At 54.7% G+C, this 23,818-nt stretch carries 27 protein-coding genes; 14 read left to right on the plus strand and 13 right to left on the minus strand.

The features are described 5' to 3' along the window. The first annotated feature begins 75 nt into the window (after positions 1–75). The 3 genes from PUT07_RS05330 to PUT07_RS05340 are packed head-to-tail and all read left to right on the plus strand — an operon-like array spanning position 76 to position 2,340. Positions 76–711 (plus strand): c-type cytochrome, encoded by a 636-nt coding sequence (locus PUT07_RS05330; RefSeq protein WP_274466768.1) that lies wholly within the window; start codon positions 76–78, stop codon positions 709–711. Positions 712–742: 31 nt separating this feature from the next. Next, positions 743–1,321 (plus strand): class I SAM-dependent methyltransferase, encoded by a 579-nt coding sequence (locus tag PUT07_RS05335; protein ID WP_274466769.1) that lies wholly within the window; start codon positions 743–745, stop codon positions 1,319–1,321. A 53-nt stretch (positions 1,322–1,374) separates the two neighbouring features. Beyond that, entirely contained in the window at positions 1,375–2,340 is a 966-nt protein-coding gene (locus PUT07_RS05340) for a type I phosphomannose isomerase catalytic subunit (RefSeq protein WP_274466770.1), read from the plus strand. Between the two features lie 57 nt (positions 2,341–2,397). On the opposite strand, the gene PUT07_RS05345 is transcribed toward PUT07_RS05340, so the two are convergent. The 5 genes from PUT07_RS05345 to PUT07_RS05365 all read right to left on the minus strand — a co-directional run bounded on the left by PUT07_RS05345 (position 2,398) and on the right by PUT07_RS05365 (position 8,384). Continuing rightward, the gene (locus tag PUT07_RS05345) at positions 2,398–3,897 is read right to left on the minus strand and encodes an IMP dehydrogenase (protein ID WP_274466771.1); all 1,500 of its coding nucleotides are present in this window, start codon (positions 3,895–3,897) and stop codon (positions 2,398–2,400) included. A gap of 96 nt (positions 3,898–3,993) precedes the next feature. After that, positions 3,994–4,419 (minus strand): pyridoxamine 5'-phosphate oxidase family protein, encoded by a 426-nt coding sequence (locus PUT07_RS05350; RefSeq protein ID WP_274466772.1) that lies wholly within the window; start codon positions 4,417–4,419, stop codon positions 3,994–3,996. A 406-nt stretch (positions 4,420–4,825) separates the two neighbouring features. Continuing rightward, the gene (locus tag PUT07_RS05355) at positions 4,826–6,589 is read right to left on the minus strand and encodes a B12-binding domain-containing radical SAM protein (RefSeq protein WP_274466773.1); all 1,764 of its coding nucleotides are present in this window, start codon (positions 6,587–6,589) and stop codon (positions 4,826–4,828) included. Positions 6,590–6,686: 97 nt separating this feature from the next. After that, entirely contained in the window at positions 6,687–6,911 is a 225-nt protein-coding gene (locus tag PUT07_RS05360) for a hypothetical protein (RefSeq protein WP_274466774.1), read from the minus strand. Positions 6,912–7,040: 129 nt separating this feature from the next. Then, positions 7,041–8,384, minus strand: coding sequence for an FAD-dependent oxidoreductase (locus tag PUT07_RS05365; protein ID WP_274466775.1), 1,344 nt, complete (start codon positions 8,382–8,384; stop codon positions 7,041–7,043). Positions 8,385–8,517: 133 nt separating this feature from the next. Here PUT07_RS05365 and PUT07_RS05370 point away from each other — a divergent pair, with 133 nt between their 5' ends. Beyond that, entirely contained in the window at positions 8,518–9,543 is a 1,026-nt protein-coding gene (locus PUT07_RS05370) for a LacI family DNA-binding transcriptional regulator (protein WP_274466776.1), read from the plus strand. A gap of 197 nt (positions 9,544–9,740) precedes the next feature. On the opposite strand, the gene PUT07_RS05375 is transcribed toward PUT07_RS05370, so the two are convergent. Then, positions 9,741–11,222 carry an alpha/beta fold hydrolase gene (locus PUT07_RS05375; protein ID WP_274466777.1) on the minus strand — a complete coding sequence of 494 codons (1,482 nt, stop codon included), beginning with the start codon at positions 11,220–11,222 and terminating at the stop codon, positions 9,741–9,743. 143 nt (positions 11,223–11,365) lie between these two features. Next, positions 11,366–12,343, minus strand: a complete 978-nt coding sequence (locus tag PUT07_RS05380) for a hypothetical protein (protein WP_274466778.1) — start codon at positions 12,341–12,343, stop codon at positions 11,366–11,368. 196 nt (positions 12,344–12,539) lie between these two features. Here PUT07_RS05380 and PUT07_RS05385 point away from each other — a divergent pair, with 196 nt between their 5' ends. After that, positions 12,540–13,553 (plus strand): RluA family pseudouridine synthase, encoded by a 1,014-nt coding sequence (locus PUT07_RS05385; protein ID WP_274466779.1) that lies wholly within the window; start codon positions 12,540–12,542, stop codon positions 13,551–13,553. Between the two features lie 102 nt (positions 13,554–13,655). Next, on the plus strand, positions 13,656–14,612 hold the full coding sequence (locus tag PUT07_RS05390; RefSeq protein ID WP_274466780.1) for a D-2-hydroxyacid dehydrogenase: 957 nt from the start codon (positions 13,656–13,658) through the stop codon (positions 14,610–14,612). 908 nt (positions 14,613–15,520) lie between these two features. Here the strand turns inward: PUT07_RS05390 and PUT07_RS05395 are convergent. Beyond that, positions 15,521–16,360 (minus strand): 1,4-dihydroxy-6-naphthoate synthase, encoded by an 840-nt coding sequence (locus PUT07_RS05395; protein WP_274466781.1) that lies wholly within the window; start codon positions 16,358–16,360, stop codon positions 15,521–15,523. Position 16,361: 1 nt separating this feature from the next. After that, positions 16,362–17,000, minus strand: a complete 639-nt coding sequence (locus PUT07_RS05400; RefSeq protein WP_274466782.1) for a futalosine hydrolase — start codon at positions 16,998–17,000, stop codon at positions 16,362–16,364. Between the two features lie 186 nt (positions 17,001–17,186). Between PUT07_RS05400 and PUT07_RS05405 the strand changes: the two genes are divergently transcribed. The 8 genes from PUT07_RS05405 (at position 17,187) to PUT07_RS05440 (ending at position 21,772) form a co-directional block, all read left to right on the plus strand. Continuing rightward, entirely contained in the window at positions 17,187–17,792 is a 606-nt protein-coding gene (locus PUT07_RS05405) for a DUF2087 domain-containing protein (protein WP_274466783.1), read from the plus strand. A gap of 337 nt (positions 17,793–18,129) precedes the next feature. Continuing rightward, a complete protein-coding gene (locus tag PUT07_RS05410) occupies positions 18,130–19,152 on the plus strand; it encodes a glycosyltransferase family 2 protein (protein WP_274466784.1) in 1,023 nt (340 codons plus the stop codon). Positions 19,153–19,154: 2 nt separating this feature from the next. Then, positions 19,155–19,601, plus strand: a complete 447-nt coding sequence (locus PUT07_RS05415) for a GtrA family protein (RefSeq protein WP_274466785.1) — start codon at positions 19,155–19,157, stop codon at positions 19,599–19,601. A gap of 20 nt (positions 19,602–19,621) precedes the next feature. Next, the gene (locus tag PUT07_RS05420; RefSeq protein WP_274466786.1) at positions 19,622–19,915 is read left to right on the plus strand and encodes an alpha/beta-type small acid-soluble spore protein; all 294 of its coding nucleotides are present in this window, start codon (positions 19,622–19,624) and stop codon (positions 19,913–19,915) included. Between the two features lie 97 nt (positions 19,916–20,012). Then, positions 20,013–20,456: an Hsp20/alpha crystallin family protein gene (locus PUT07_RS05425; RefSeq protein WP_274466787.1), complete on the plus strand. Its 444-nt coding sequence runs from the start codon at positions 20,013–20,015 to the stop codon at positions 20,454–20,456. A 142-nt stretch (positions 20,457–20,598) separates the two neighbouring features. Further along, positions 20,599–20,817, plus strand: coding sequence for a hypothetical protein (locus PUT07_RS05430; protein ID WP_274466788.1), 219 nt, complete (start codon positions 20,599–20,601; stop codon positions 20,815–20,817). A gap of 8 nt (positions 20,818–20,825) precedes the next feature. After that, entirely contained in the window at positions 20,826–21,419 is a 594-nt protein-coding gene (locus tag PUT07_RS05435; RefSeq protein WP_274466789.1) for a hypothetical protein, read from the plus strand. Between the two features lie 23 nt (positions 21,420–21,442). After that, a complete protein-coding gene (locus tag PUT07_RS05440) occupies positions 21,443–21,772 on the plus strand; it encodes a hypothetical protein (RefSeq protein ID WP_274466790.1) in 330 nt (109 codons plus the stop codon). Between the two features lie 27 nt (positions 21,773–21,799). On the opposite strand, the gene PUT07_RS05445 is transcribed toward PUT07_RS05440, so the two are convergent. From PUT07_RS05445 to PUT07_RS05460, 4 genes are all read right to left on the minus strand, one after another. Continuing rightward, positions 21,800–22,063, minus strand: coding sequence for a hypothetical protein (locus PUT07_RS05445; RefSeq protein WP_274466791.1), 264 nt, complete (start codon positions 22,061–22,063; stop codon positions 21,800–21,802). Between the two features lie 242 nt (positions 22,064–22,305). Continuing rightward, positions 22,306–22,659, minus strand: coding sequence for a hypothetical protein (locus PUT07_RS05450; RefSeq protein ID WP_274466793.1), 354 nt, complete (start codon positions 22,657–22,659; stop codon positions 22,306–22,308). A 136-nt stretch (positions 22,660–22,795) separates the two neighbouring features. Then, a complete protein-coding gene (locus PUT07_RS05455; protein ID WP_274466794.1) occupies positions 22,796–23,020 on the minus strand; it encodes a DUF1128 domain-containing protein in 225 nt (74 codons plus the stop codon). Positions 23,021–23,140: 120 nt separating this feature from the next. Next, positions 23,141–23,797: a TetR/AcrR family transcriptional regulator gene (locus PUT07_RS05460; protein ID WP_274466796.1), complete on the minus strand. Its 657-nt coding sequence runs from the start codon at positions 23,795–23,797 to the stop codon at positions 23,141–23,143. Between the last annotated feature and the right edge of the window lie 21 nt (positions 23,798–23,818).

Raw genomic sequence — 23,818 nt, forward strand, 5'->3', positions numbered from 1 at the left:
CAGGCATCAAACCCATTGCCCATGGTGATCGTTTCCTAATATATAGCGAGAGCTTATATGAAGGAGAGGATTGCGATGGATGTAAGATGGGGAGCTGCCTGGCTCGGACTCATGCTCGTTATGGCCGGCTGCAGCGCGAATGAAGGAGCGCCGAAGCCGGAGCCGGCGGCGGCTGCACCGACCGCCGCCGTAACGACAGCGCCGTCACCGACCGTGACGGCTGCACCGACGCCGTCAGCGGCAGCGCCGACGGCCACACCCGCTGCGGCGACGCCTGCCGCAGCAACACCCGCGCCGGCGACAGCAGCGCCGGCCAGCAGCACGCCGCAGCCTAGCGCAGCGGCTGCGAAACCAACCGCAGCGGCCGCGACCGCTGCGCCCGTGGCGGCTACGGCGAAGCCGACGCCGACGCCGGTACCGACGCCCGCGCCCGCGAGCGCGTCGCCAACGCCGTCAGCCAAGCCGCAGGCGGCTGACACGGTCAGCGCCGAGGCGGCGCAGGCGCTGTACAAGGACAACTGCATGGCCTGCCACGGGGCAGGGCTTGCCGGAGACTTCGGCCCGAACCTGACGAAGGTCGGTTCGCGCAAAACCAAAGAGGAAATCACACAGCAGATCGTCAAAGGGAAAGACGAAATGCCGCCTTTCGGAGGTTCGCTGAAGGCCGAAGAGATCGAAACGCTGGCCGCATGGCTGGCAGCCAAAAAATAATTGTCTCAAAGGCATGGAGGCTTAAGTAAGCATGGGTTTTGTTTCTGTTCTAGGATATGCGCATCAACTGATCGGACAGCGCGTACAGCCCGGAGATACGGTCATCGACGCCACGCTGGGCAACGGCGTCGATACCGTCTTTCTGGCGAAGCTGACGGGCCGCCGCGGCTGCGTGTACGGCTTCGACATCCAGCAGCAAGCGCTGGATCAAACCAAGATGCGTCTGGAGAAGGAGCTTCCGGACGCATCTTCTTCTGTACATATGAGCTTATGCAGCCATGCGCTCATGGAGGCGGCTGTGCCGCAGGACCGCCATGGCCGGGTAGCCGCGGTTACGTTCAACCTCGGCTACTTGCCCGGCGCCGATCCGGCGACGATCACGACGCAGGAATCAACCCTTCCTGCGCTGGAAGCAGCCCTTCGTTTGCTGCGCAAAGGAGGCATCGTCACGATCGTGCTGTACAGCGGGCACGCCGGCGGCTCCGAAGAAGCGGCGGCCGTCGAAGCTTGGGCGCAGCAGCTGCCGCTCGTCTCTTATCAAGTACTGAAGTACCAGTTCATGAACACGAGCGCACACGCTCCCTACCTGTTAGCTGTAGAAAAAAGATAGAGCATGGTATAATGCTAGTAGCTTTTTATTACATAGAGAAAGTAGGGAGAATAGTGAAATCATACCCGCTTCAATTTCAACCCGAAATGAAAGAACGTGTCTGGGGTGGCAGAGCCCTGGAGAAATTCGGCTTCACGCTGCCGGAAGGCGCGATTGGCGAAGGCTGGATGATCGGCGATCATCCCAACGGCACGACCAAAGTGATCAACGGTGAGCTGGCCGGTCTTGGATTGGACGAAATCCGGGAGAAATACGGCAAGACGCTATTCGGCACCAAAGGCTTCTCCGAGAAAAACGGACGTTTCCCGCTCCTCATCAAACTGCTGGATTGCGAAGACGATCTGTCCGTACAGGTTCATCCCAACGACGATTATGAGAACCTGGCTCCGGGCGAGCTGGGCAAAACGGAAATGTGGTACATTCTGGACGCCAAACCGGGCGCCAAAATTATATACGGAATGAAAGATGGCGTAAGCCGCGCAGACTTGGCGCAAGCGATTGAAGAGAACCGCATTCTGGACTGCCTGCAGGAAGTTCCTGTAGAAGCCGGCGATTCCTTCTACATTCCGGCGGGAACCGTTCATGCGTTAGGCGCAGGTGTGCTGGTTGCGGAGATTCAGCAAAATTCCGACACAACCTACCGCCTGTACGATTACAACCGTCCGGGACTAGACGGCAAGCTGCGCGAGCTTCACATCGAAGATTCATTGAATGTGATCGCGTATGAAGGCTCGGGCTCGACCCGCATGAAAACGAACTTGAACGAAACCGGCACATGGCTGACGCTGGCCAAGTCTCCGTTCTTCACGGTGGAGAAAGGGCTTGTCGGACCCAAATGGGAGCTGAGCACATCACCGGAAAGCTTCGTCATTCTCGTCATTGCCGAAGGCAGCGGAACGCTCCAATGGGAAGATGGCAGCATCTCCGCCAAACCGGGAGATTGCTTCTTGCTTCCGGCCAATCTGGGCACGTATGCGCTCGAAGGCGGCATGACAGTGATCCGCAGCTACTTGCCTTAATAAACAACAAAGCGCTCCAACCGTCATCTGCGATGCGGTGGAGCGCTTTGTTCTTTCCTATTCTTCCGACAAAGAGCTTTCCTTGAGGATGACGTCGTGTGCGCCGCCCTCAACGAGCGATGTCGCCGATACGAGCGCAATTCGCGCATTGCTTCTCAGCTCTTCCAAAGTTACCGAGCCGCAATTGCACATCGTGGACTTGATTTTGCCGATCGTTTTGTCCAGGTTCTCACGCAGGCTTCCAGCATACGGAACGTAAGAATCGACACCTTCCTCGAACAAGAGCTTGTTCTTGCCCCCGGTATCGTAACGCTGCCAGTTGCGAGCGCGGTTGGAGCCTTCTCCCCAATATTCTTTGACGAAATTGTTGCCGACTTTCAACTTACGGGTCGGGCTTTCATCGAACCGTGCGAAGTATCTGCCGAGCATTACGAAATCCGCACCCATCGCGAGCGCGAGCGTCACATGGTAGTCGTGAACGATACCACCGTCGGAGCAGATCGGAATATACGTGCCTGTTTCTTTGAAATACTGGTCTCTTGCCTCGACGACTTCCATGATGGAGGAAGCCTGACCGCGGCCGATCCCTTTCTGCTCGCGGGTAATACAGATGGAGCCCCCGCCGATGCCGACCTTCACGAAATCTGCGCCGGATTCCACCAAGTACAGGAAGCCTTCGCGATCCACCACGTTGCCTGCCCCGATTTTCACATTAAAGTTCTCTTTCACGTACTGCACCGTTTCACGCTGCCATTCGCTATAACCGTCCGAAGAGTCGATGACGAGAATATCGACGCCCGCTTCTACAAGCGCTGGAACTCTCTCTTTATAATCCTTGGTGTTGATGCCCGCTCCGACGATGTAGCTTTTGTTCCCGTCCAGCAGTTCCATCGGATTCTCTTTATGCTCATCGTAATCTTTGCGGAAAACAAGCGTATCCAGGCGCTGCTGCTCATGGACGATCGGCAGACAGTTCAGCTTGTGATCCCAGATCAGGTTGTTCGCTTCGGACAGCGTGATGCCGGATTTGCCGTAAATCAGCTTCTCGAACGGCGTCATGAACTCATGAATCGGACGGTTCAGCGTGTCGCGGCTTTTGCGGTAATCACGTCCTGTTACAATACCAAGAAGCACGCCGTTCGCCGTCCCGTCGTCCGTAATGGCGACAGTGGAGTGGCCCGTTTCTTCTTTCAGTGCCAGCACATCGCTTAACGTATGATTCGGTGTCAAGTTGGAACGGCTGACGACGAAGCCGGCCTTATACCCCTTAACCTTCCGCACCATCTGTGCTTCCGACTCAATCGACTGCGAGCCATAAATAAATGAAATCCCGCCACAACGCGCCAAAGCGATCGCCATTCCATGATCGGATACAGCTTGCATGACTGCAGATGAAAACGGGATGTTCAGCGAGATTGCAGGTTCCTCGCCTTTATTGAATTTCACAAGCGGGGTTCGGAGCTTCACATTCGCCGGCGTGCATTCCTTCGTTGTCAGGTTGGGAATCAGCAGAAACTCGCTGAAGGTACGGGATGGTTCCATGTAATACGTGGCCACTTTACGTTTTCCTCCTCATCGATCCATAGGTAAATTTTTTCAATCTTATCACTAACCCTTACCTGTGGTCAATGGTTTTTTCAGGAAATGCCCGTTTCATCCTTTCCAGATTTGCGGTTCGGATCCTTTGCTTGAGTATTCCATATACGAAGGAGTAATCTCCAGTACGACGTAATTCGGGTCGTGAGGACCGTCGAACCACTTGGCCATGTCATCCGTCCACAACTTCTCGCGAAGCGCATTGTCATTGCTGATCGCTGCCGTCGCTTGAATTTGCAAAATATCGGAGGACGCTTTCCCGTCGAATCCTACGAGAATATGAACGTTCGGATTGTCCCTAACCTCGTCTACTTTATCGGTTTTGCGGTTCGTAGCCAGATATATCGTTAATCCTTCGTGAAAAAGCGCCATGTACCGAACTTTCGGCTTGCTGCCCTCCACAGTTGCGAACGAACAGATGGAGTTAGCCTCCAGTACCTTCTCAATTTGCTCCTCGAGCTTGCTGCTATGGGTTCCGATCATGCGTAATTCTCCTTCCAGGTTAGGTTCAGGTGTAATGTCAATTTCCACTCTCTCAACTATCCTAGATTACCCTGATCAGGGACGCTTCTATACGGATGCAGAGCCGCTTGCACGGCTTGGCTGCCGGCTTCTCACAGGGAAGAGAAACGAGATGCGCTATTCTTTCATAAACCGCTGTTTATGGGCCTTAAACGGAAATTTGGTGCCCTATATTCGTTGAAAACTCAATCAATGGGGCTGTATGGGCAAAAAAGAGGCTCCCAGTCCCTTCCAAGTCTTGATGTCTTGTTTTCCCGGAAATAGCGCACCCTGTTTCCACATTTGCCGACCCAAAGTAGGGCGGAACCGGTTAGCGGATGAAAAAAAGGTGTCCCCAGGTCATTCAACCTGGGGACACCCCCTGATGCTACACCACTAACGCTTGGTTCAGCGGCATCGTATAGTAGCTCGCCGGCTGCTGCGCATCCGGCGGGAAGTACACGACGAGCAGCTCCCGGCTGGCTTCGTCGAGCTCACCGGTTTGCAGATACGTCTGCAAACCGAAAGGCAGCACCTCAATCATGACATGCTTGTGGATGTCTTTCTCATGAATGCGGAGCTTATGGAAATCTCCGCTTACGCGCTCAGGCTGCTCGGCCAGCAGCTTGAGGTAGGCGATCTGCTCGGACTTGTCCAGCGTGAAGTCCCACCAGATTTTGCGCGGCTTATATTTATGGCCCAGGAAATAGTCCAGCTTCATAAGCCCCTCGATGACCGGCATATTGGCCGTTCCCCGATGCTGCAGGAAGTCCCGCAGACGGGTGAACAGATCCTCGAGCTGATGCCCGATCTTCTGCCAGCCGCGGCTTTCCCAGAAGTCGCCGAACTCCTGGAAAAAATCGAAGGCCGACGTAAATTCATTCGCAATCAAATATTTGACCGTATGGTCCATCCGGTGTGCGTTCCAGTATTTCTCGAGCACGTCCTCCACGCGCTTGATCCGAATTAAATCGGTGAACGGCAAAATGTCATTCCCCAGAATTTCATAAGGGGCATGATCCATATACACGTAGCCGTATTTGTCCGCATCCTTGCGCATGCCCGTACCGCGCAGCATTTTGAGGAAGCCGAGCTGGAGCTCTTCCGGTCCCAATTCGAATACATCGTTGAACGTTTTGCGGAAGGAGTTGTAGTCTTCCTCCGGCAGACCTGCGATGAGATCGAGATGCTGATCGATCTTGAGGCTGTTCTTCACCTTCGAGACGGTCCGGCTCAGCTTCATGAAGTTCTGTCTGCGCTGCACGAGCTCGTTCGTCGTGTCATTCGTCGACTGCACGCCGATCTCGAAGCGGAACGTGCCCGGCGGGGCATTCTCCGCCAAGTAATCCAGCACTTCCGGCCGCATGATGTCCGCCGTAATCTCAAACTGGAAGACGACGCCGCGATGATTTTCAATAAGAAACTCAAAAATCTCCATCGCGTAGTCACGCTTGATGTTGAACGTCCGGTCTACGAATTTGATCAGCTTGGCGCCCGAATCAATCAAGTACAGGAGATCCGACTTCGTCCGCTCCATATCGAAGTACCGCACGCCGACCTCAATACTGGATAGGCAGAATTGGCACGAGAACGGACAGCCGCGGCTCGTCTCGAAATACACGACGCGGTTCGGCAAGCTCGGCAAATCCTCCTGGAACCGGTGCGGGGACGGGATGTCGTTCAGATTCAGCTTCGGTCTGCCCGGCATCAGCACGACTTCGTCACCTTTGCGGTAAGCGAGCCCGTACACGAAGTGATATTTCTGCGTCGTCGAGATCTCCGTCAGCAGCTGGTGGAAGGTCTCCTCCCCTTCGCCCATGACGATGAAATCGACCTCCGGAATCCGGTTCATCCAGTAATCCGTATCGTAGGAAACCTCGGGACCGCCCAGCACGATGATCATTTCCGGCCTGATTTTTTTGATCATCCGAATGATGTGAATGGTTTCTTCAATGTTCCAAATGTAACAGGAAAAACCCAGCACGTCCGGCGCCTTCTGATACAGGTCGGAGACGACGTTCATCACTGGGTCTTTGATCGTATACTCGGTTATTTCCACATCGAAATCCTTCTCGCAGAACGCTTTCAGATAGCGCAGCGCCAAGGAAGTATGAATGAATTTGGCATTCAGTGTAGTGACAAGTACTTTCATAGTAAAAAGACCTCGTTCTGTTCTCGTTTATCGTTCTATCTAATTCTACACGAAAACCGAGGAAATACAAAGGCGCGGGCATGCAGCTGCAGCATATCTACAGCACCATATCGTCGTCGAGCATCGGATTTTCATACGGAAACTGCAGGTAGGAGGCTTCCTGGATCGCATTTTTCCACCGTTCGGCATGCGAGTGAAGCTGCTGCTCGACCTCCTGAATCCGCTGCTGCAGCTCGCCGTGACTTTCCGGTTCACCGTTATGCAGCGCCTGCTGCAACGAGGAGCGCTCCTCGAACCACTGGGTCAATTGATATAAAAGCATAGGAATTCCACCTTCTCTTACATATGGAGTAAGATCCAGTATTCCCTATAGGAGGGCCCGGCATACGGGCGAAGGTTCGGACAGAGGCTGAAGCTTGCCGGCTTCAGCCTCCATCCGCCGAGCGCCGTCCTAGGACAACAGCGCTCCATCCTGCACGAGCACTGCCTGCAGCTCGGCAACGTCGATTTGCCCCGGCAGCACGCCGTGCTTGACCGCGAGGCCCGCCGCCGAGCCGGCCGCTTGACCGGTCGCCATGCAGCTTGGCGTTAGACGCGTAGTCGCCAGCGCTTCATGGGTCGTCGATATGCACCGGCCTGCGGTGAGCAGGTTCTCAATTTTTTGCGGGAGCAAGCAGCGATATGGGATATCATACGCGCCATCGCCTTGGACCCAAGCGGCTGTCACACCTTTGCCGGACGGATCGTGAATATCGATCGGGTACCCGCTCCGCGCGATGACGTCTTCAAAATGGCGTCCCTGCACAACATCGTCCACTTGCAGCGCATACTGGCCGTCAATGCGGCGCGTCTCGCGGATGCCGATCTGGGCGCCGACCGAAGAGATCGAAGCCTTCTCGAAGCCCGGCAGATGATCCCGCATGAAGGCCGCCACCATCAGCACCTGTTTGCGCCCGAGCTCCTCCGCTTCGGTCAAATCCTCCACGTTGGTGCCGTCAAGCCCCTGCACGCGCGTCGTATTCACCAGCACTTCGTCGGCTTCCGGCCCCGTGAAGAAGAGCACCTGATCGCGGTTGATCGGCAGGTTCGCTTCCTTCCAGTGCTTGAAATAGCCGAGCACACCGGACAACGGCAGCTCCGCCAGCTCGGCGAACGGCGTTTTCTTATAGAACTCGTCCGGATGATCGATCATATACTGTTTGACCGCCGCCAAATCAACGCCCCGCATCCGGAACTTCATCGTCATCGGCTGTGTCAGCCTATCGCCGTCCCGGCCTTGCAGGCAAGGAGCGCCGGACAAGTACGCGAGGTCGGCATCGCCCGTCGTATCGATGAACACTTGGCCGCGCACGTTGATTTTACCGGACTTGGACGTCAGCTGCACCGATTGAATGCGGTTATCCACCGTCTCCACCTGATCAACGAAGCTGTGAAACAGCAGCTTCACGCCCGCTTCCTTGAGCATGTCGACGGCCAGCACCTTGTAAATTTCGGGATGATACGGCGTAATCGTGTGCACGAAGCCGACTGTGTCCCGCAAGTGGCCGGGCGAAGCATTCATCGCCATGAGGCGGTCGATGATTTCCTGGGCCAGCCCTTTGATCACCTGTTTGCCTTCCGTCGTATGGAACGTCATCCAAGGATAGACGAGCGCTGCGGTCGACATGCCTCCGATGAACCCGTATTTCTCAATCAAAACCGTCTTCGCCCCGCTCCGCCCCGCGGCAATGGCTGCGTTCACGCCGGCAGGCCCTCCGCCTACGACTACGATATCCGCTTCTATGCTTTTGTTCATTTAAGTTCGCTCCTTCTTCTGTACATTCATCCTCGCTTTCCTCAAGTATAGTTTAAAATTTACTTTCAATTTAGTTTAAAATTAGTTTAAAATTATCGGTAATAGAACGCTTAAAAAGGAGACTTCCAGCCTTATGCGCAAACGAATAACGCTGCATGATTTAGCGGATCGGCTCGGTTTGACGATTCAGACGGTATCCAAGGCGCTGCGCGGGCTGCCCGGCATGTCCGAGCAGACCCGTAGCGAAGTATTCAAGCTTGCCCGTGAGCTCGGCTATATGACCAAAGACCAGAAGCAGACGCTGCAGCTGGACCATATCTCTCCCTTTCCGGTCGTTCAGCGGCGTTTCGTACTCGTTCAGAACAAGCTGTCCCTGAACTTCAACCGCCTGCTGCTGCAAGGCCTTCACGAGCGGTTCATGGAGTTCGGCCACACCGTGCAGCCGCTGCTCATCCCGCCGGATCTGAAGCCCTCGCAGTTCGAAGCCTGGGCCGAGGAGCAGGAGCTGCTGTACGCGGAAGGCGTGTTCATCGCGCCCCGCATGAATCACGACCTGCTGGAGCGCCAGCTGCTGGAGCTGCCCCTGCCGCGGATTCTGCTCAATTTCCCGCCGCCGGAATCCCGGGTCGACAGCGTCATCTGGGACGTGTACGAAGCTGTGTTCCAGTCTGTAAGAAGACTTGTCCGCATGGGGCACACGAACATCCTCTACGTAGGCGATACGCGGGATCAGCGGGGCTTCGTCCTTCGCTGGCAAGCTTTCTGCGAAGCGATGAACGAAGCCGGCCGAACGGTCCATCCCGAGGAGCATGCGATCCTGCGGGACGGCACCGAGAAGTGGCTGAAGGACTTCGAGGCGCTGTATCGGGCGCGCAAACCGACGGCCGTGATCTGCGGCATCGACGAGGAAGCGGCGCCTGTCTATCATACCCTGCGCGCAATGGGTGTGGGGATCCCGCAGACATGCTCGTTCGTCGCCTTGCTCAACGAGCAAGTGGACACGCTCCCCCTCTGCTCGCGCCCGCAGCTGTTCATCCGCGAATCGGGCTACCGTGCGGCAGACCGGATGCTGTGGCGGATCGCCAATCCGCATCTGCCGCATGAGCACGTCCGCCTGCAAGGGAATTTTGTCGCAGGAAGTACAATCTCTCGCGTATGAGCATGGCCAGTGAGCCTTGGAAGCGGAACAAACCGCCAGGAAAGTTTCCTGGCGGTTTGTTCATCTGTTGGATAGCGGTACCTCGCATCCTGGACGCGGGCTGCTCCGCGCTTATTTCAAAGCTTTGAAAGTAGGCGTCAATCCCGTACGGTCCTTCCGTGCATGCCCTGCCTTCCTTCTGCTCGACTTCATGCCACTCACTCGTCCGAACTCAAATAGTAATTCGCCAGTTTGCGCAATTCTTCGGCCTTCCGGGTGTCGCCCCGCTGTCCCTCCCGCTCGGACATCCATGCCATGAGCATCCCAAGCCTGAACTCGGCGTTTGCCTTCATATCGATAAACCATTGGTCGTACAAGCCGGACATGATTTGCTTCTGCCGCATCGAGCGGATGAGCCGGAGGCTGAGTTCGTATTTCTTCTCATCCCGATCCTCCATCAGTCTCACAGTTTGCAAATCTTCAAGAAAATCAACCAGATCGCATTCGACCTTGCATTGGAAATAGAGACGTTTGTGGTCTGATTTCAACAAGGAGACCCCGTCCTGCGTAAGCAGCTTTTTCAAATAATTGATATAGACTTTCAAGTTTTTCATGGCTGCCGGCAGCGGAACATTCGGGAAAACCGCATCGCACAGCTCCTCCTTGATGGAAGAGGGATGCATCACAAGGTAGGCCATAATATTGGTGGCATACCGTTTGTTCCAGCCGTCCAGCAGCTCCCGACCGTTCACAAACACACGGAAGCCGTACATCAGCTCCACTTTGAGCACGGGATCGTCCTGACGCTCATCCGCAAAAAACGTTTGGACGAACGAATTCCGCATCTGCTGAAGCGATCCCGCAATTGCCAGATCTTTGGCCGTTCTGACCACGGGAGCTCCTTCCATTTTACGCCGGATAAAGCCCTTAATCCATTGTACCGTTACGCCGGGCTGGTCGATAAAGACGGCATTGGCCGCATGCGGAACGATATAAAACGTCGCGCCGGGAATACGTTCAGCCGTCATATTTTGGAAAGAAGAAGGATAAACTGTATCAAATTCCCCAGCAAGGAGTAAGGTCGGGTTTTGGATCACATGGAGCTCGCTGAGCTGCCGGCTGAGGACTTGCAGTTTAAACAGCTTCGTATAATTGGCTATGGAAACGCCCAAATACATATGGTAAAGCCGCTGGGCTTCCTCATGCTCGAAGGGAGCGACCGTCAGGGCGGGCACCAGAAATTTCTCAAGCGTATAAGGAAGGCCATGCGAGTCGATCAGATTCAAGTAGCTATCGATGGCCACACTCCCGTCCTTTTCGGGAAAAAGCATATTCATCGAGATCAGAATCAAGCATTGTACGAGATTCGGATAACGAATGGCGAAAGCTACGGCGAGAGATCCGCCAAAGCTGTGACCCAGCAGATGGAAGCTATCTATCTGCAGCTGCCGGGTCAAGACATACACATCATCGACAAATAGACCCCATGAAACTTCGTCCAAGGTCGGTTCACTTTGTCCGCATCCGCGCAAATCGACAAGCAGAAGACGATAATCCTCTTTCAGCCCGTCTACCAAGCGCCCCCATCGTGAAGAGTCAAAACCGTTTCCATGCAGGAGAACGATTGTTTCCTCGGAGCAGCTCGTAGAAGGTATAAGTTCGTAGTATAGGCTGACTCCATTGACGTGTGCAAAAGCCACCGGTGCACCACCATTCCATTCCATGCTATGTTAGGTTCTATCATATAAGGAACGCGGCCAAGAAACAATATGCGCAGGCAAAATGGAAAAAAAGCGCAATCCGCAGATTGCACTTTAGCTCATTTTTCTCTTCTCATCCAGAGTTACGCGATTCGTCGGGACATTTTGACCACAACCATCGCGTTGGCGATGGTGACCCTGTAGCCTAACTGAACGGCTTCCGACACCAAAAACCGCAGGGAATCAGCATGCCGGCCGAATTCGGGAAGAAGCTTCCCGGATAAAGCCAATACGTCCTCATGAACCTTCTCCAAAATTTCAAACGGCGGCAGTACCGCCTGGTAATACTCATCGATAAAAGCATCCGAATCAATGAAAACATCTGCGGCAGGCAGTGCATACCCTCTTGCCTCGAGCACGATTTTGGCGATCCGATTGCCCTTGAGCGCTGCGTAGCACATCACCTGATCTTTCAGCTTCCCGACGACATCATCTTGAATGCCGAGCAGCTGCGCCAACGTTCGCGTCAAGAAATACTCCCACAGCGCATCCAGCATGACCTGGGTATTCTGCAGCAGCGTATCCGCTTGATCGTCCAGCGCGGCCTTGCCCTCGAGCAAAATCACCTCGCTCTGCTGGTTCAAAATCGTATTTACAACCGCCATATAGGTATCAAGCTTCTCCCTGCTACATGCAAGAGCCGCTCTTTTCTTCGCCACCGCACCCTGCTCCATATGCGCGGTCACCGTCTCCAGCATATCCTTGTGGCTGGCTGTATACCATTTATGCGTGCTGCTGCTGCCCTTGCCCTGCTCGAAAATCCCTTCGAGCCAGAAGAAAGGCGCTTGCCCGTCCGTATCGACGCCCCATGCGGCAACACTAAGCAGCGGAAAAAGCTTCACTGTTTTTTTATTTCCATCCAGGAATACGATATAATGATTCGTCACGGCAAGCGTCCCCCGCCCGGCTTCAGGGCAGATGGCATCTGCCAAATAAAGCGGCGTTTCTCCCGTTTGCTGCCGGATGAAGAAGGTTGTCTTCGGTCTGTGCACCAATTGAATGCCTTGCAGGAAGAGCCTGCGCGCGTAGTTTAAGGATAAGAAATCATCAGAACGTCCCATTATGATAAAAGTACCCGCCTTTCATTCATATAAGATGCTATTACTATACTCTTTGCATGGTTACACAAAAGTTACACTTGCGGAGAACAGTGAAATGGGATAGCGTCGTTTCTAAGCTTGGGCGAACGTGATATAGTGGAAGGAACATCATCGGGCCGGGACTTATTATCGATAGTTGAAACAGGAGGTCATCACAATGCCCAAAAATCCAGGCAAGCCGCATCAACGCCCTGGCAAGAGCCAGAATCACCATCCGAAACTTAAAATCAGCAAGGTACAATCCCATAAACCCGTCTCTGCCAAAGACGGACAAGAAGCCAATACACGTCAGTATACGGTCAAAGAACCGGGGGAGCTCCTGCCCTTCTTATTGGAAAAGCTGTCCGGCGTCGGCCGGAACTCGGTCAAAGCCATCCTCGCCCGCGGACAAGTCTCCGTGAACGGCAGGGTCGTCACCGCTTACAATCACCCGCTGCAGCCCGAGCAGATAGTGACCATTAACAAAGAGAAGATCGTCGAACAAATACCTCTGGCGGGTATGTCCATCCTGCATGAAGATGCGGATCTTATCGTGATTCAGAAGGATTCAGGCCTGCTTTCGATCGCCACCAATCCGGAAGAACAACAAATAACCGCTTACCGCCAGCTTACGGCGCATGTGCGCAATCATGATCCGAAGGCCCGAATCTTCGTCGTGCACCGGCTCGACCGCGACACCTCGGGCGTCATGATGTTCGCGAAGAGCGAACGGGTTCAGCAGCATCTGCAGAACACCTGGCAGGACAGTGTCAAAGAGCGAACCTACGTCGCTCTCGTGGAAGGCATGGTGAAGAAGCCGGAGGGGACGATCTCCTCTTGGCTCAAGGAACATGCGAAGTCGCTCAAAATGTATTCCACGCCGTATCCGAATGACGGCCAGCATGCCGTAACGCATTACAAAACGTTACAGGCGAACCGGAATTACTCGCTGCTGGAGGTCAATCTGGAAACCGGGCGCAAGAATCAAATCCGCGTTCATATGCAGGACATCGGCCACCCCGTCGTCGGGGATAAGAAATACGGCTCCAAATCGAAGGAAATCGGCCGCCTCGGACTTCACGCGCGCGTACTGGCCTTCGTGCATCCGACCACCGGCGAAACTTTGCGTTTCGAGACGAACATTCCGAAGGTGTTCCTGCAGCCATTTCGCGATGCGCCTTCCAAGAAGTGAAGCCGGTAGGCTGTGAAGCTGAGGATAGTTACAAGAGGACTGGCTGTTGCATAAGGAAATTAAGCAATTTTTAAGAATAAGGGACTAGGAGGTCATTGCACCATGCGAATTGTTGTGCTTGACGGCTATACGTTGAATCCCGGCGACCTGGATTGGGATGGCTTGCATCAACTGGGGGACATCGTGGTCTATGACCGGACTGCCGAAGCCCAAATCACCGATCGGGCGGCCGATGCCGACATCGTGTTAACGAACAAGACGCCGCTCTCTGCCGCAACCATCCGGCAGCTGCCCAAGCTGCGCTATATCGGCGTTCTGGCGACCGGCTACAATATCATCAACCTTGCGGCTGCCAAGGAGCACAATGTCCTCGTAACGAATGTGCCTGCTTACAGCACGCATTCCGTGGCGCAGCTCGTTTTTGCGCTGCTGCTGGAATTTGCCCACCGGGTGCAGCGGCATAGCGACAGCGTCGTAAGCGGGGCGTGGGAACGCTCCGTCGATTTCTGCTATACGGTTGCTCCGCTTACCGAGCTTAGCGGCAAAACGATGGGACTTGTCGGCCTGGGACAGATCGGCAAGCAAACCGCGCTCATCGCCCGGGCGATGGGCATGAACGTCATCGCCACCGGCAGCGGACGGCGGACGCCGGAACCGGTGGAGGGCATTGCCTGGACAGGGCTCGAAGAGCTGCTGCGGCAGGCCGATGTCGTTTCCCTCCACTGTCCGCTGACAGAGGAGACGCAGCAGCTCATTAACGCCGAGCGGCTGGCGCTGATGAAGCCGACAGCCCTGCTGCTGAATACGGCCCGGGGCGGCTTGCTGAACGAGGCCGATGTCGCGCAGGCGCTGAATGACGGGCGGCTGGCGGGTGCCGGGCTGGACGTGTTGACGGTAGAGCCGCCAACGCCGGACAATCCGCTGCTGCATGCGCGCAATGTGCTCATCACTCCGCATATCGCATGGGCCACCAAGGAGGCTCGCGCCCGGCTGATGGCGACGGCGGTGGCGAATGTGCGCGCCTACATCGACGGGCAGCCACAGAACGTGATCGGCTGAGGATCGGCGATCCCCGCCATAGTCTAACGGACACAGGCGCCGCTATTCGCATAACATACGCCGAGCTTCTTCGCTAACGGACACCAGTGACCTTATTTTCCAATTTTCGGGCGAAACGTTCCTGAAATAGGCAAAATAGCGGCTCTGGTGTCCGTTACATTTTTGTAGCGGCCTTTTTTCGGTGAATAAGGGCCGCTGTGTCCGTTAGAGAGGTCCGGGGCCAGGCTAGGCCCGCGCCCGGACAAGAACAGGCACCCCTCCCCTGCTCGTGTTCCCCGTCCACATGAACCGGCCGTTCTCCACAATCCCTTTGCTGAATAGCGTATTTCAAGCTACGGATATCGAACTCCAAGCCATGTCAAGGATTCGTAAACGCCAAGCTTCCTTCATCGGGAACCCTCTGCCGGACGAAGGAGATAGCAGATGTGTCGAAGCGGAGGTTAGCGGGTGCCAGGGCGGCTCTTGTCTCCCACGCCAACTCACGCCAAACTGCATGATCGACCGCGAATTTGGTCTGAGCGGCCTCCCACGCCTGATTCTATATGAAAAATCATCTACATTTTTCGTTGATTGAGTAAAATCGGATAAATCTATATGAAAAATAGCATACATTTTGGATTCGGGTTATCCGCCACTACTATCGATAACAATGAAGGGCATAGGAGATGGCGCAGGCAGCGTCAAGACGGAGTGTTAATGATTCGACTGAGTACAGGAACGTGAATCGGGGCTTGCACCAAGCATGAATAAAAGGGGACCGGCCTTCCATACGGAAGGTCGGTCCCCTTTATTGACGAGAATCCTTGCGTTAATTAGCGGCAATGGCGACGCCAGACGGACAGAACTACGTTCCACCTGCCCGGAACCGTCCGGCCAAGGGGAAAGCAGTTCCCGTCACGGAGCTGCCGCTATTTCAACAGTGCCGCATAATCCATCTGCGGCACGATGCCTGCTTCTGCGGCCCGCTGGAGCAAGGTCAGGACGGCGCCATAGCCGTCATCGCCGAGATCGGCGGTGAACTCGTTCACGTACAGGTCGATATGCGCCTGCGCCACCTGCGGGTCCATCTCCTGCGCGTGCTGCATGACGTAGTCGCGCGAAGCTTCCGGATGCGCCCACGCGTACTTGACCGAGGCGCGGGTCCAGCCCGCAAGCGCCTCAAGATCCATCGAGCGCCGCGCCACAATGGCGCCGAGCGGAATCGGCAGTTGGGTGTCCTCTTCCCACCAGCTGCCAAGATCTTTGAGAAGCGCCAGCCCGTACGACGGGTACGTAAAGCGCGCTTCATGGATCACAAGGCCGGCATCGATGAGGCCGTCCCGCACGGCGGGCATGATCTCGTGGAACGGCATGACCACGATTTCCCCCACGCCGCCGGGCACATGCTGTGCCGCCCAGAGGCGGAACAGCAAATACGCGGTAGAGCGCTCGCTCGGCACGGCGACCCGGCGGCCGCTCAGCTGGGCCGGATCCGGCGAAGCTCCGCCGGACCTGGTCAGCACGAGCGGACCGCAGCCGCGGCCCAGAGCGCCGCCGCACGGCAGCAGGGCATACTCCTGCAGCACCCAAGGCAGGGCGGCGTAGGAGATTTTCAGCACGTCGGGACCGGAGCCCTCGGCGGCCAGCTTGTTCGTGATATCGATGTCGGCATAGAGGACATCCAATTCCGGAGCGCCGGGAATCAGACCGTGCGCCCAGGCGTGGAATACGAATGTATCGTTCGGACAGGGTGAATACGCAATTTTCATCTTAAAGCACCTCCGCTAGGACTGAACTTGCTGCTTCTAAAGCTTTCAATGCATCGCCGATGCGCCAGGCATCGCGGTCGCGCGGACCTACCGCGTTCGAGATTGCGCGGAGCTCCAGCACAGGCACGCCGCGCAGTGCAGCGGCGGTGGCAACGCCGAAGCCTTCCATAGCTTCGGCGGCAGCCCCGGGCACGCGCGCGGCAAGCGCGGCGGCGGTAGCGGCCGTCCCCGTGGCCGTCGCTACCGTGAGCACCGGCGCGAGGCGCGCGGTGAGGCCGGCGGCGGTCAGCGCCGCCGTAAGCCGCTCGGCTGCGCCGGCATCGACGCCGATCCGCGTCGAGCCGAAGCCGAGCTCGTCCAAGGAGCTGAAGCCGTCCAGCAGCTCCACGCCAAGATCGGCGGCGACGATCTCGCTAGCTACCACCAGCGAGCCGATCTCCGCTTCGCCGGGAAATCCGCCGGCAATGCCGGCAACGACCACCAAATCATAATCCGCAGCGGCAAGCGACATCGCGCCGTTAGCAGCGGCAGCAGCGAGCCCGACGCCGGCCAGGGCGAACTCGAACCTGCTGTCGTGGCCAAGCCCCCGCTGCACGGCATCTCTCTCGGGCGCAACTGCGGTCATTATAAGTACACGCATGATAAGGCCAATCTCCTTCATTGTTCATAACGAGAATAAACACATTAGTTATTATTGTACATGACCATCAACAAATAAGAAACTTTTGGGCGCCCGCTCCGCATAAGCCCGTTGACACACACATCTAATTAGAATATCATCTAATTAGATGTATATCTAATCCAATAAAGACAAGGAGGCCTCCGCATGCAGTTGGACAAAATCATCGCCTACCATAAGGCGCTCTCCGATGCGACACGGGTCCGGATGCTCATATTGCTGGGGGAAGGCGAGCTGAGCGGCGGAGTGCTGGCCGAGAAATTGGGGCTCACGCCTGCAACGATCACCCATCATGCCGCCAAGCTCCGCGAAGCGAGTCTTATTCATGAACGCAGGGACAAGAATACGATTTATTTCACTTTGAACGAATATTTTATTCGCAGCAACGCCACCGCGACAGCCGAGCTTATTTTCAGAAACCGGAAAGGAGACACAACCGCCATGCAGGATGCAGACATGAATCTTCTTCTCGCGAAATCCGTTATTCGCAATTTCTTCACGCCGGACGGCAAGCTGAAATCGATACCCGCCCAGCTTAAGAAGAAACTGATCGTCCTTACCCATCTCATTGGTCAGCTTGATAAGGGGCGCACCTATACCGAGAAAGAGCTCAATGAGTGGATTAAGAGCTACCATCCCGATTTTGCCACGATTCGCCGGGAATTTATCATGCATCAATTTATGTTCCGGGAGAACGAAATCTATGAACTGAACCCGCCCGAGATGTGGGCCAAATGGGAAGCTCTATCTTGATGAAAATCAGCTATCCGGGGAGAACGAGGGGGGAATTTGTGTGTAATCGGGACATTCATCCATACGCCCTCTAGATGAATGACATATAGTAATTTTGAGAAGGGAGGGATAGACATGAGTTATGGATACGGAAATGCTGTAGCTGTTGTCCTTGTTTTATACATTCTCTTGGTTATCGTTCTCAGTACCTTCGGATTTGGCTGGTAATGACTCATCAAGCGGCCCGAACGACGAAATTCGTTCCGGTCGCTTACTTTTTGGTTAACTTTTACGCTATAATGAAAGCCTATAGCCAATTATGTAATCATTACCTACCCTAGGATGGAGACGAGGAATTGTGGCTACTCCCATTTTGACCATTGTGGTCCCTTGTTATAACGAAGAAGAAGTCCTCCCGGAAACGGTATTTCGGCTTAGCGGTGTCCTGGACGCCTTGATCGCCGACCAGCTGGTTGCAAGCACAAGCACGATGTTGTTCGTTGACGACGGCAGCAAAGATGCCACATGGTCGCTCATCGAGCGGTTCCATGCCGCCAATTCCTTCGTTACCGGGCTGAAGCTGGCTCGAAACGCCGGACATCAAAGCGCCCTGCTCGCCGGACTTCTCCATGCCAAGGCTTATTCCGATTGTGTCGTTTCTATAGATGCCGATCTGCAGGATGACACCGATGCCATTCGGGAATTTATCGTCAAGTACCGTGAAGGCTACGATATCGTATACGGCATCCGGCAGGACCGGTCGGCCGATACTTGGTTCAAGCGGGCTACCGCTCAAGGCTTCTATCGCTTCATGACCTCACTGGGGGTCAAAATTCATTATAATCACGCGGATTTCCGCTTAATGAGCAAGCGCACGCTCGATAATTTGGAGAAGTTCAAGGAGGTCAACCTCTTCCTTCGCGGGATGGTGCCCCTGGTCGGATTCCCGTCGACGCAAGTGTATTACGACCGTAAGGAACGGTTCGCCGGAGAATCCAAGTATCCGCTGCGCAAAATGCTCGCTTTTGCATTCGACGGCATTACGTCTTTCAGCGTAACCCCGATCCGGTTCGTAACGTTAATGGGCTTCCTCTTGTTTCTGCTCAGCGTTCTGGCCGGCATCTATGCGATCGTCGGCAAGCTGCTCGGCGCTACCGTGACCGGATGGACTTCGCTTATTTTATCCGTTTGGTTCATCGGGGGCGTACAGCTGTTAGCGCTCGGATTAATCGGCGAATACATAGGCAAAATTTACAAAGAGGTGAAGCAGCGGCCGCTATTCGTCGTTGAGAAAGCGCTGAACGGCAGCGCTCAGGAGCAGGCTGGAAGCCAAGCTCCGTCCGTGCAGGCCCCCGCCGCCGTTTCTGTTCGCCGCTTATGAAGATGAAGTCTTTACGAGTCATCCTGTCCGGCAGCTTCGCGCGCTTCCTGCTCGTCGGGCTGTTCAATACGCTGGTCGGTCTGTCGTCCAGTTTCGCTTTGTTTAATTTGCTGCATTTGAACTATTGGGCGTCGACTTTCATCGGCAACACCATCGGCGCCATCGTCAGCTATTTCCTCAATCGTACCTTTACGTTTCGCTCCCGTGCAACGGTTGGCAGTTCCTGGTGGAAGTTCGCCGTTGTGATTATGATCTGTTACGGCCTGTCCTATGGCGGAAGTCTGCTGCTCGCGGAAGCTGCTGCCGCCATCTGGCCGGGTATACCTGCCGGCTGGCTCCATAATGGAGCTATTCTTGTCGGTAACGGTGTCTACACGATTGGCAATTATTTGGGACACAAATATTTTACATTCCGCACTCATGTACAAGCCGGCAGCAGGGCATCCTAATCACCGAGAGGTGATGCCTAATGGCGCGCAGAAGAAGTAACCGGGCCATCGTGCCCGGATCCGAACATGGCTTGGGAGTGCTCAAAGCCCAAGTGATGCGGGATCAAGGCTATAATGTCAATCCGCAGCGGCCGGATTTGGTCAAATATGAAGTTGCCCGAACGCTTGGCGTCCCCCTTCAGCAGGGCTACAACGGCCAGCTAAGCTCCGAAGATGCCGGCAAGATCGGCGGTCCGATCGGCGGTGCCATGGTGCGGGAACTCATCCGCATGGCGCAGCAGCAGCTGGCGGACCAGCGTCCTCCGCAGCAATGAGAACCGGCGGTAGCCATAATCCGCGGCGACTGCACATAGACTAATAGCATGCTGCTTGCAGCGCTATTTCCTATGTCAAAGTCAGGTGATGATGGCCGTGAATCCACCAGGTAACCGTCCGCCAAAGCCCGATTGGAAAGGGCTGTCGGCTACAGCCGGCGATGTGCTGGGTCCTGAATTTTGGCAGGACATTGCCAGCATCATCCCGCTCACGGGACCAAGAATCGATATGTACGAGACACCGCAGGAGCTTGTCGTTGTCGCTGAGGTTCCCGGCTTGTCCGCCCCTGAGCAGATCCAGCTCTCCTTCAGAGATCAATCCCTGTTAATCCGCGGCATGCTGGCCCGGCCTTATCAAGTGACCGATGAACAGATGAGGCTGTCCGAGCGCTTCTTCGGCGCTTTCGAGCGTGTGCTTCGCCTGCCGGGCAGGGCTTTGACCGACAAGATGCGGGCCCAGTACCACAATGGGCTGTTGATCATTCGAATCCCACTCGCTCCGGAAGGCGGCGAGAAGGTTGTTCCTATTCAGTTCACCTAACGTTCAGCCGCTAAGCAGGCAGGTTGAGCGTTATTTGTTTTTTAGGGAAAAAATGAAATGATTCGCTCTTTGTCCCCATATAATGGGGAGAAGAGCTCGTGGGGAGACGTTGTCCGCAGACGCGAAGATGGAGGGGATACCTGTGGTGCGCATTCATTTTCAATCCATTCATATTGACAATCTTGCAGATACATCCAGTGTGAACAAAGGAACGAACCGGATCGTCGGAAGGCGTCATTCTGCGAAGATCAACGGGGGACTTGGGAGCATCGGCGGTGAGCGCAATGTTGTGATTGGCGGTAAACATGCTGTCCGCGATGGCGATAAAGTGGATTATCAGGCCTGGACCAGGAAGAGCTGAGAAACCGTATGTGGTTTCGTAAGAAAAAATCGCCGCCTGCCGCTCCTGCTGCCCCTGCTCCCGCTCGCGCTGCTGCGGTACCTCCTCCCGCGCCCAAGGCAGCCTCTGCTCGCTCGGAAACTACCTCTTCCCAGACCATTCAGCAGCTGGAGAGGCGTCTGAAGAAGCTGGAGGAGGAGCTGTCGCAGCTTAGCGCCAAACATCCGCAGATTCATATTGATAACGTACATATTCATCAGCCTGTCCTAGATAACTTGACGTTTCGATTGGACGCCTTGGATATCAAGGAGTTAAGCGGCTCTCTGAATTTGGGGAACAATTTCGGAACGAAGCCGGCTGAGAAATCCGTCCCCGGCCGTGAGGGACTGCGGCGTGAGCCGCGTACAGCGGCAGACGGCGCGCCCTCCACCGCGGAGCATGAGCGGAAGGCTCAGCGGGAGACGGAACCAGGGCTCCGGCACGAAGCTGAACAGGAGACAGATTTGGGGATCCAGCCCGGACCTAGTCGTGAGTACGCGCCCGGACGCCAGCCCGAGCCCGGGCCTGCTGCGGAACGAACCGCGACGGGCTACCGGTTTACGCCACAATCCAAAACGAAATGAGGGATTCGCAGGTGCCATCGTTCATGTCGCCGACTTTCATCATCGGCTCGATCCGCATCGGATCGGTTGAAAGTGCATCTTGTATCAACATGGGCAATAACTGGCCCACCGATTTCCAAAGCAATCAGAAGACCGTACAAGGCTTCGGCGCTGTGGAAGGCGATCACAATCAATTGGTCGGCACCCGCTCCATGCTGAACGATTCCGACTTCCTGGATATGCTCAATGTCGGCGATGGCGAAACGCCCGAATGGCTGCAGGAGATGATTACCATGCAGGCTTCCGCCTATTCGCCCGTACAGACTCCCGTCAAGTCCGAAGAAGCCGGGGAAGCGCCGCAAACGGCAGAGTGAGCTGCCATTGCGTGCAGACTATAAGGGCTAGAGACGGCCAATCACGAAATCACCTTTGGTATAAGGCGCGTCTATAATATCATTATCATAAATCGTATTGAAATTGTTGACCACGTAGTTGTTCTCACCGCTTACTTCACCAAGGCCCATGTTCACCTTCGCGCTCGACGACCAGTTGACTTGCGTATTGGTGCCAATGAAAATACCGGATGCGTCGGATATCGCATTCACATGGATCGCATCGAATTGGATGAGCGGCGCTTCATCCAGCGGTACCGGGGGCTTCTGCATGCACATACAAGTCACCTATCCTTCTATCAGGCTTAATTCGTAGCGGCCGGCTTGAAGACAATGAAGCTCGGCACACAGCTCACTTCCATCGTTGGTCGACAAAGCAATGGGATGATTCCTGTACCCTAGCCTATTCAACAGCAGCCGGTTTGGTGTACGAATGGTTTATCGGAGACGTCCCTCTGATATGTAAAAAGAGGCTGTACCGAAAGTCCTCTTTCGATACAACCTCTTGTTTTGCTTTAGAACCAGAATCCTGGACCGCCAAAGCCGCCGCCGAAGCCGCCAAAGCCAAAGCCAGGCCCAAACCCAGGCCCAAAGCCAGGCCCATAGCCACCAAAACCACCGTACGCATAAGGTGCAGTGCCAATTGCCAAGAGATCAAACAACACCAATGGAATGATCGCTTTGACTTGAACCTTTTTCCCTTTTTGTGGAGCAACAATCAACGTGTTACCGCTAATTCTCACCAATTTGCCGGATACTTGGGTTCCGTCTTTTTTCAGAGCCACGATTTGCTTACCGACCAATTTACGAACATCCTCTTTACGAACTGGGGACACGAGCGTCCACCTCCTTAGCCACCAGAGATACATTGCTCTACAGTGTACTCCTGTGTAGGTCACATCGCTTGGATAACTGTCCATCCTCCTCCCAAAAATAGTCGTTTGTCCACATAAAAATGCCGCTATTCCAGGCGTCAGCCCGAAAAAGCGGCACTATTGCTGCGGATTATCCCTTACGAATGTTCCCAAGCTCAGTCGTAATGGCATCAATTTCGCTAATGCTGAATCTATCTTTGCTAGCGACCATGTCATACAAATCTTTCAAATCCTCGTACGCTTCCGCACTCACATTCGACGCCTTAATTGAGCCTCCCGTCGCCATGCGCAGCTTCTTCTTAATCTCCTCAAACATAAATTCCACGTTCGCTTCCGACCAGTTGTTCAAATCCATCGTAATCGCTTCATCCTTCCCTGCTTCTCTTTTCCCTATATTAATGCACGCGGGAGCTAATGTAAAATAAAATGGGGACAAAAAAAGAAGAAAGACTCTCATCTCTCTTCCACACCTTCTTTATATGACGTTCGAAATCGGCAGATTCGGCCCCACCATTTTGACAAGCGGGCGCTGCTGCTCATAGGAATCCAAATCCAGACTGACGCAGATCAGACGAACATGCTCCTCGGCGAGCTTCCGGGCTTCTTCGTAGGAAATTTTAAATTGAATGCAATAGGAAATAAGGCCGTGTAATGACATAAACAAATTCCAAGGAAGTGTAAACTTCCGGCTGTCGTAACCTGGCTGGTCCGCAACGACCTGACGAATGACGATGGCGAACATTTCCAGGCATTGCGCTTGCTCGGTTCGGGAATATTGCTGCAGTTCAGGTTCATTCAGCATGAACATCATTTCATAGTGATTCGGATTGGTAAGGCCGAACCAGATGAACTCCATCATTAACTTCTGAAGCAGATTCACGCTAAACCCATGCTCGCGAACGATCATTTCCCGTTGACGCTGCATCAGCATCGAGAAATCATCTTTAATTAACGCGTAAAACAACTCCGCTTTTTCGCTAAAATGATAATATAACGCCCCATGACTGTACCCCATTGCTTTTGCGATGCTGCGCATCGTTAAAGCGCGATAGCCAAAAGTAGCGAATAATTCCCGCGCCTCGGAAAGTATTCGTTCTCTGCTAAGCTCTTGCGCGACTGCTTTTCTAGCCATTCCTATCCCTCCGCATCCTTA

Source organism: Paenibacillus sp. MAHUQ-63 (assembly GCF_028765165.1).
Classification (GTDB): domain Bacteria; phylum Bacillota; class Bacilli; order Paenibacillales; family NBRC-103111; genus Paenibacillus_E.

Excerpts from the sequence above, each read along its gene's own strand:
- PUT07_RS05350 (WP_274466772.1), bottom strand. The coding sequence starts at position 4,419 with ATGATCGGAACCCATAGCAGCAAGCTCGAGGAGCAAATTGAGAAGGTA.
- PUT07_RS05360 (WP_274466774.1), bottom strand. The coding sequence starts at position 6,911 with ATGCTTTTATATCAATTGACCCAGTGGTTCGAGGAGCGCTCCTCGTTG.
- PUT07_RS05355 (WP_274466773.1), bottom strand. The coding sequence starts at position 6,589 with ATGAAAGTACTTGTCACTACACTGAATGCCAAATTCATTCATACTTCC.
- PUT07_RS05380 (WP_274466778.1), bottom strand. The coding sequence starts at position 12,343 with ATGGGACGTTCTGATGATTTCTTATCCTTAAACTACGCGCGCAGGCTC.
- PUT07_RS05365 (WP_274466775.1), bottom strand. The coding sequence starts at position 8,384 with ATGAACAAAAGCATAGAAGCGGATATCGTAGTCGTAGGCGGAGGGCCT.
- PUT07_RS05400 (WP_274466782.1), bottom strand. The coding sequence starts at position 17,000 with ATGCGTGTACTTATAATGACCGCAGTTGCGCCCGAGAGAGATGCCGTG.
- PUT07_RS05415 (WP_274466785.1), top strand. The coding sequence starts at position 19,155 with ATGAAGTCTTTACGAGTCATCCTGTCCGGCAGCTTCGCGCGCTTCCTG.
- PUT07_RS05395 (WP_274466781.1), bottom strand. The coding sequence starts at position 16,360 with ATGAAAATTGCGTATTCACCCTGTCCGAACGATACATTCGTATTCCAC.
- PUT07_RS05370 (WP_274466776.1), top strand. The coding sequence starts at position 8,518 with ATGCGCAAACGAATAACGCTGCATGATTTAGCGGATCGGCTCGGTTTG.
- PUT07_RS05335 (WP_274466769.1), top strand. The coding sequence starts at position 743 with ATGGGTTTTGTTTCTGTTCTAGGATATGCGCATCAACTGATCGGACAG.
- PUT07_RS05450 (WP_274466793.1), bottom strand. The coding sequence starts at position 22,659 with ATGTATCTCTGGTGGCTAAGGAGGTGGACGCTCGTGTCCCCAGTTCGT.
- PUT07_RS05390 (WP_274466780.1), top strand. The coding sequence starts at position 13,656 with ATGCGAATTGTTGTGCTTGACGGCTATACGTTGAATCCCGGCGACCTG.
- PUT07_RS05460 (WP_274466796.1), bottom strand. The coding sequence starts at position 23,797 with ATGGCTAGAAAAGCAGTCGCGCAAGAGCTTAGCAGAGAACGAATACTT.
- PUT07_RS05445 (WP_274466791.1), bottom strand. The coding sequence starts at position 22,063 with ATGCAGAAGCCCCCGGTACCGCTGGATGAAGCGCCGCTCATCCAATTC.
- PUT07_RS05440 (WP_274466790.1), top strand. The coding sequence starts at position 21,443 with ATGTCGCCGACTTTCATCATCGGCTCGATCCGCATCGGATCGGTTGAA.
- PUT07_RS05455 (WP_274466794.1), bottom strand. The coding sequence starts at position 23,020 with ATGGATTTGAACAACTGGTCGGAAGCGAACGTGGAATTTATGTTTGAG.
- PUT07_RS05330 (WP_274466768.1), top strand. The coding sequence starts at position 76 with ATGGATGTAAGATGGGGAGCTGCCTGGCTCGGACTCATGCTCGTTATG.
- PUT07_RS05435 (WP_274466789.1), top strand. The coding sequence starts at position 20,826 with ATGTGGTTTCGTAAGAAAAAATCGCCGCCTGCCGCTCCTGCTGCCCCT.
- PUT07_RS05420 (WP_274466786.1), top strand. The coding sequence starts at position 19,622 with ATGGCGCGCAGAAGAAGTAACCGGGCCATCGTGCCCGGATCCGAACAT.
- PUT07_RS05405 (WP_274466783.1), top strand. The coding sequence starts at position 17,187 with ATGCAGTTGGACAAAATCATCGCCTACCATAAGGCGCTCTCCGATGCG.
- PUT07_RS05385 (WP_274466779.1), top strand. The coding sequence starts at position 12,540 with ATGCCCAAAAATCCAGGCAAGCCGCATCAACGCCCTGGCAAGAGCCAG.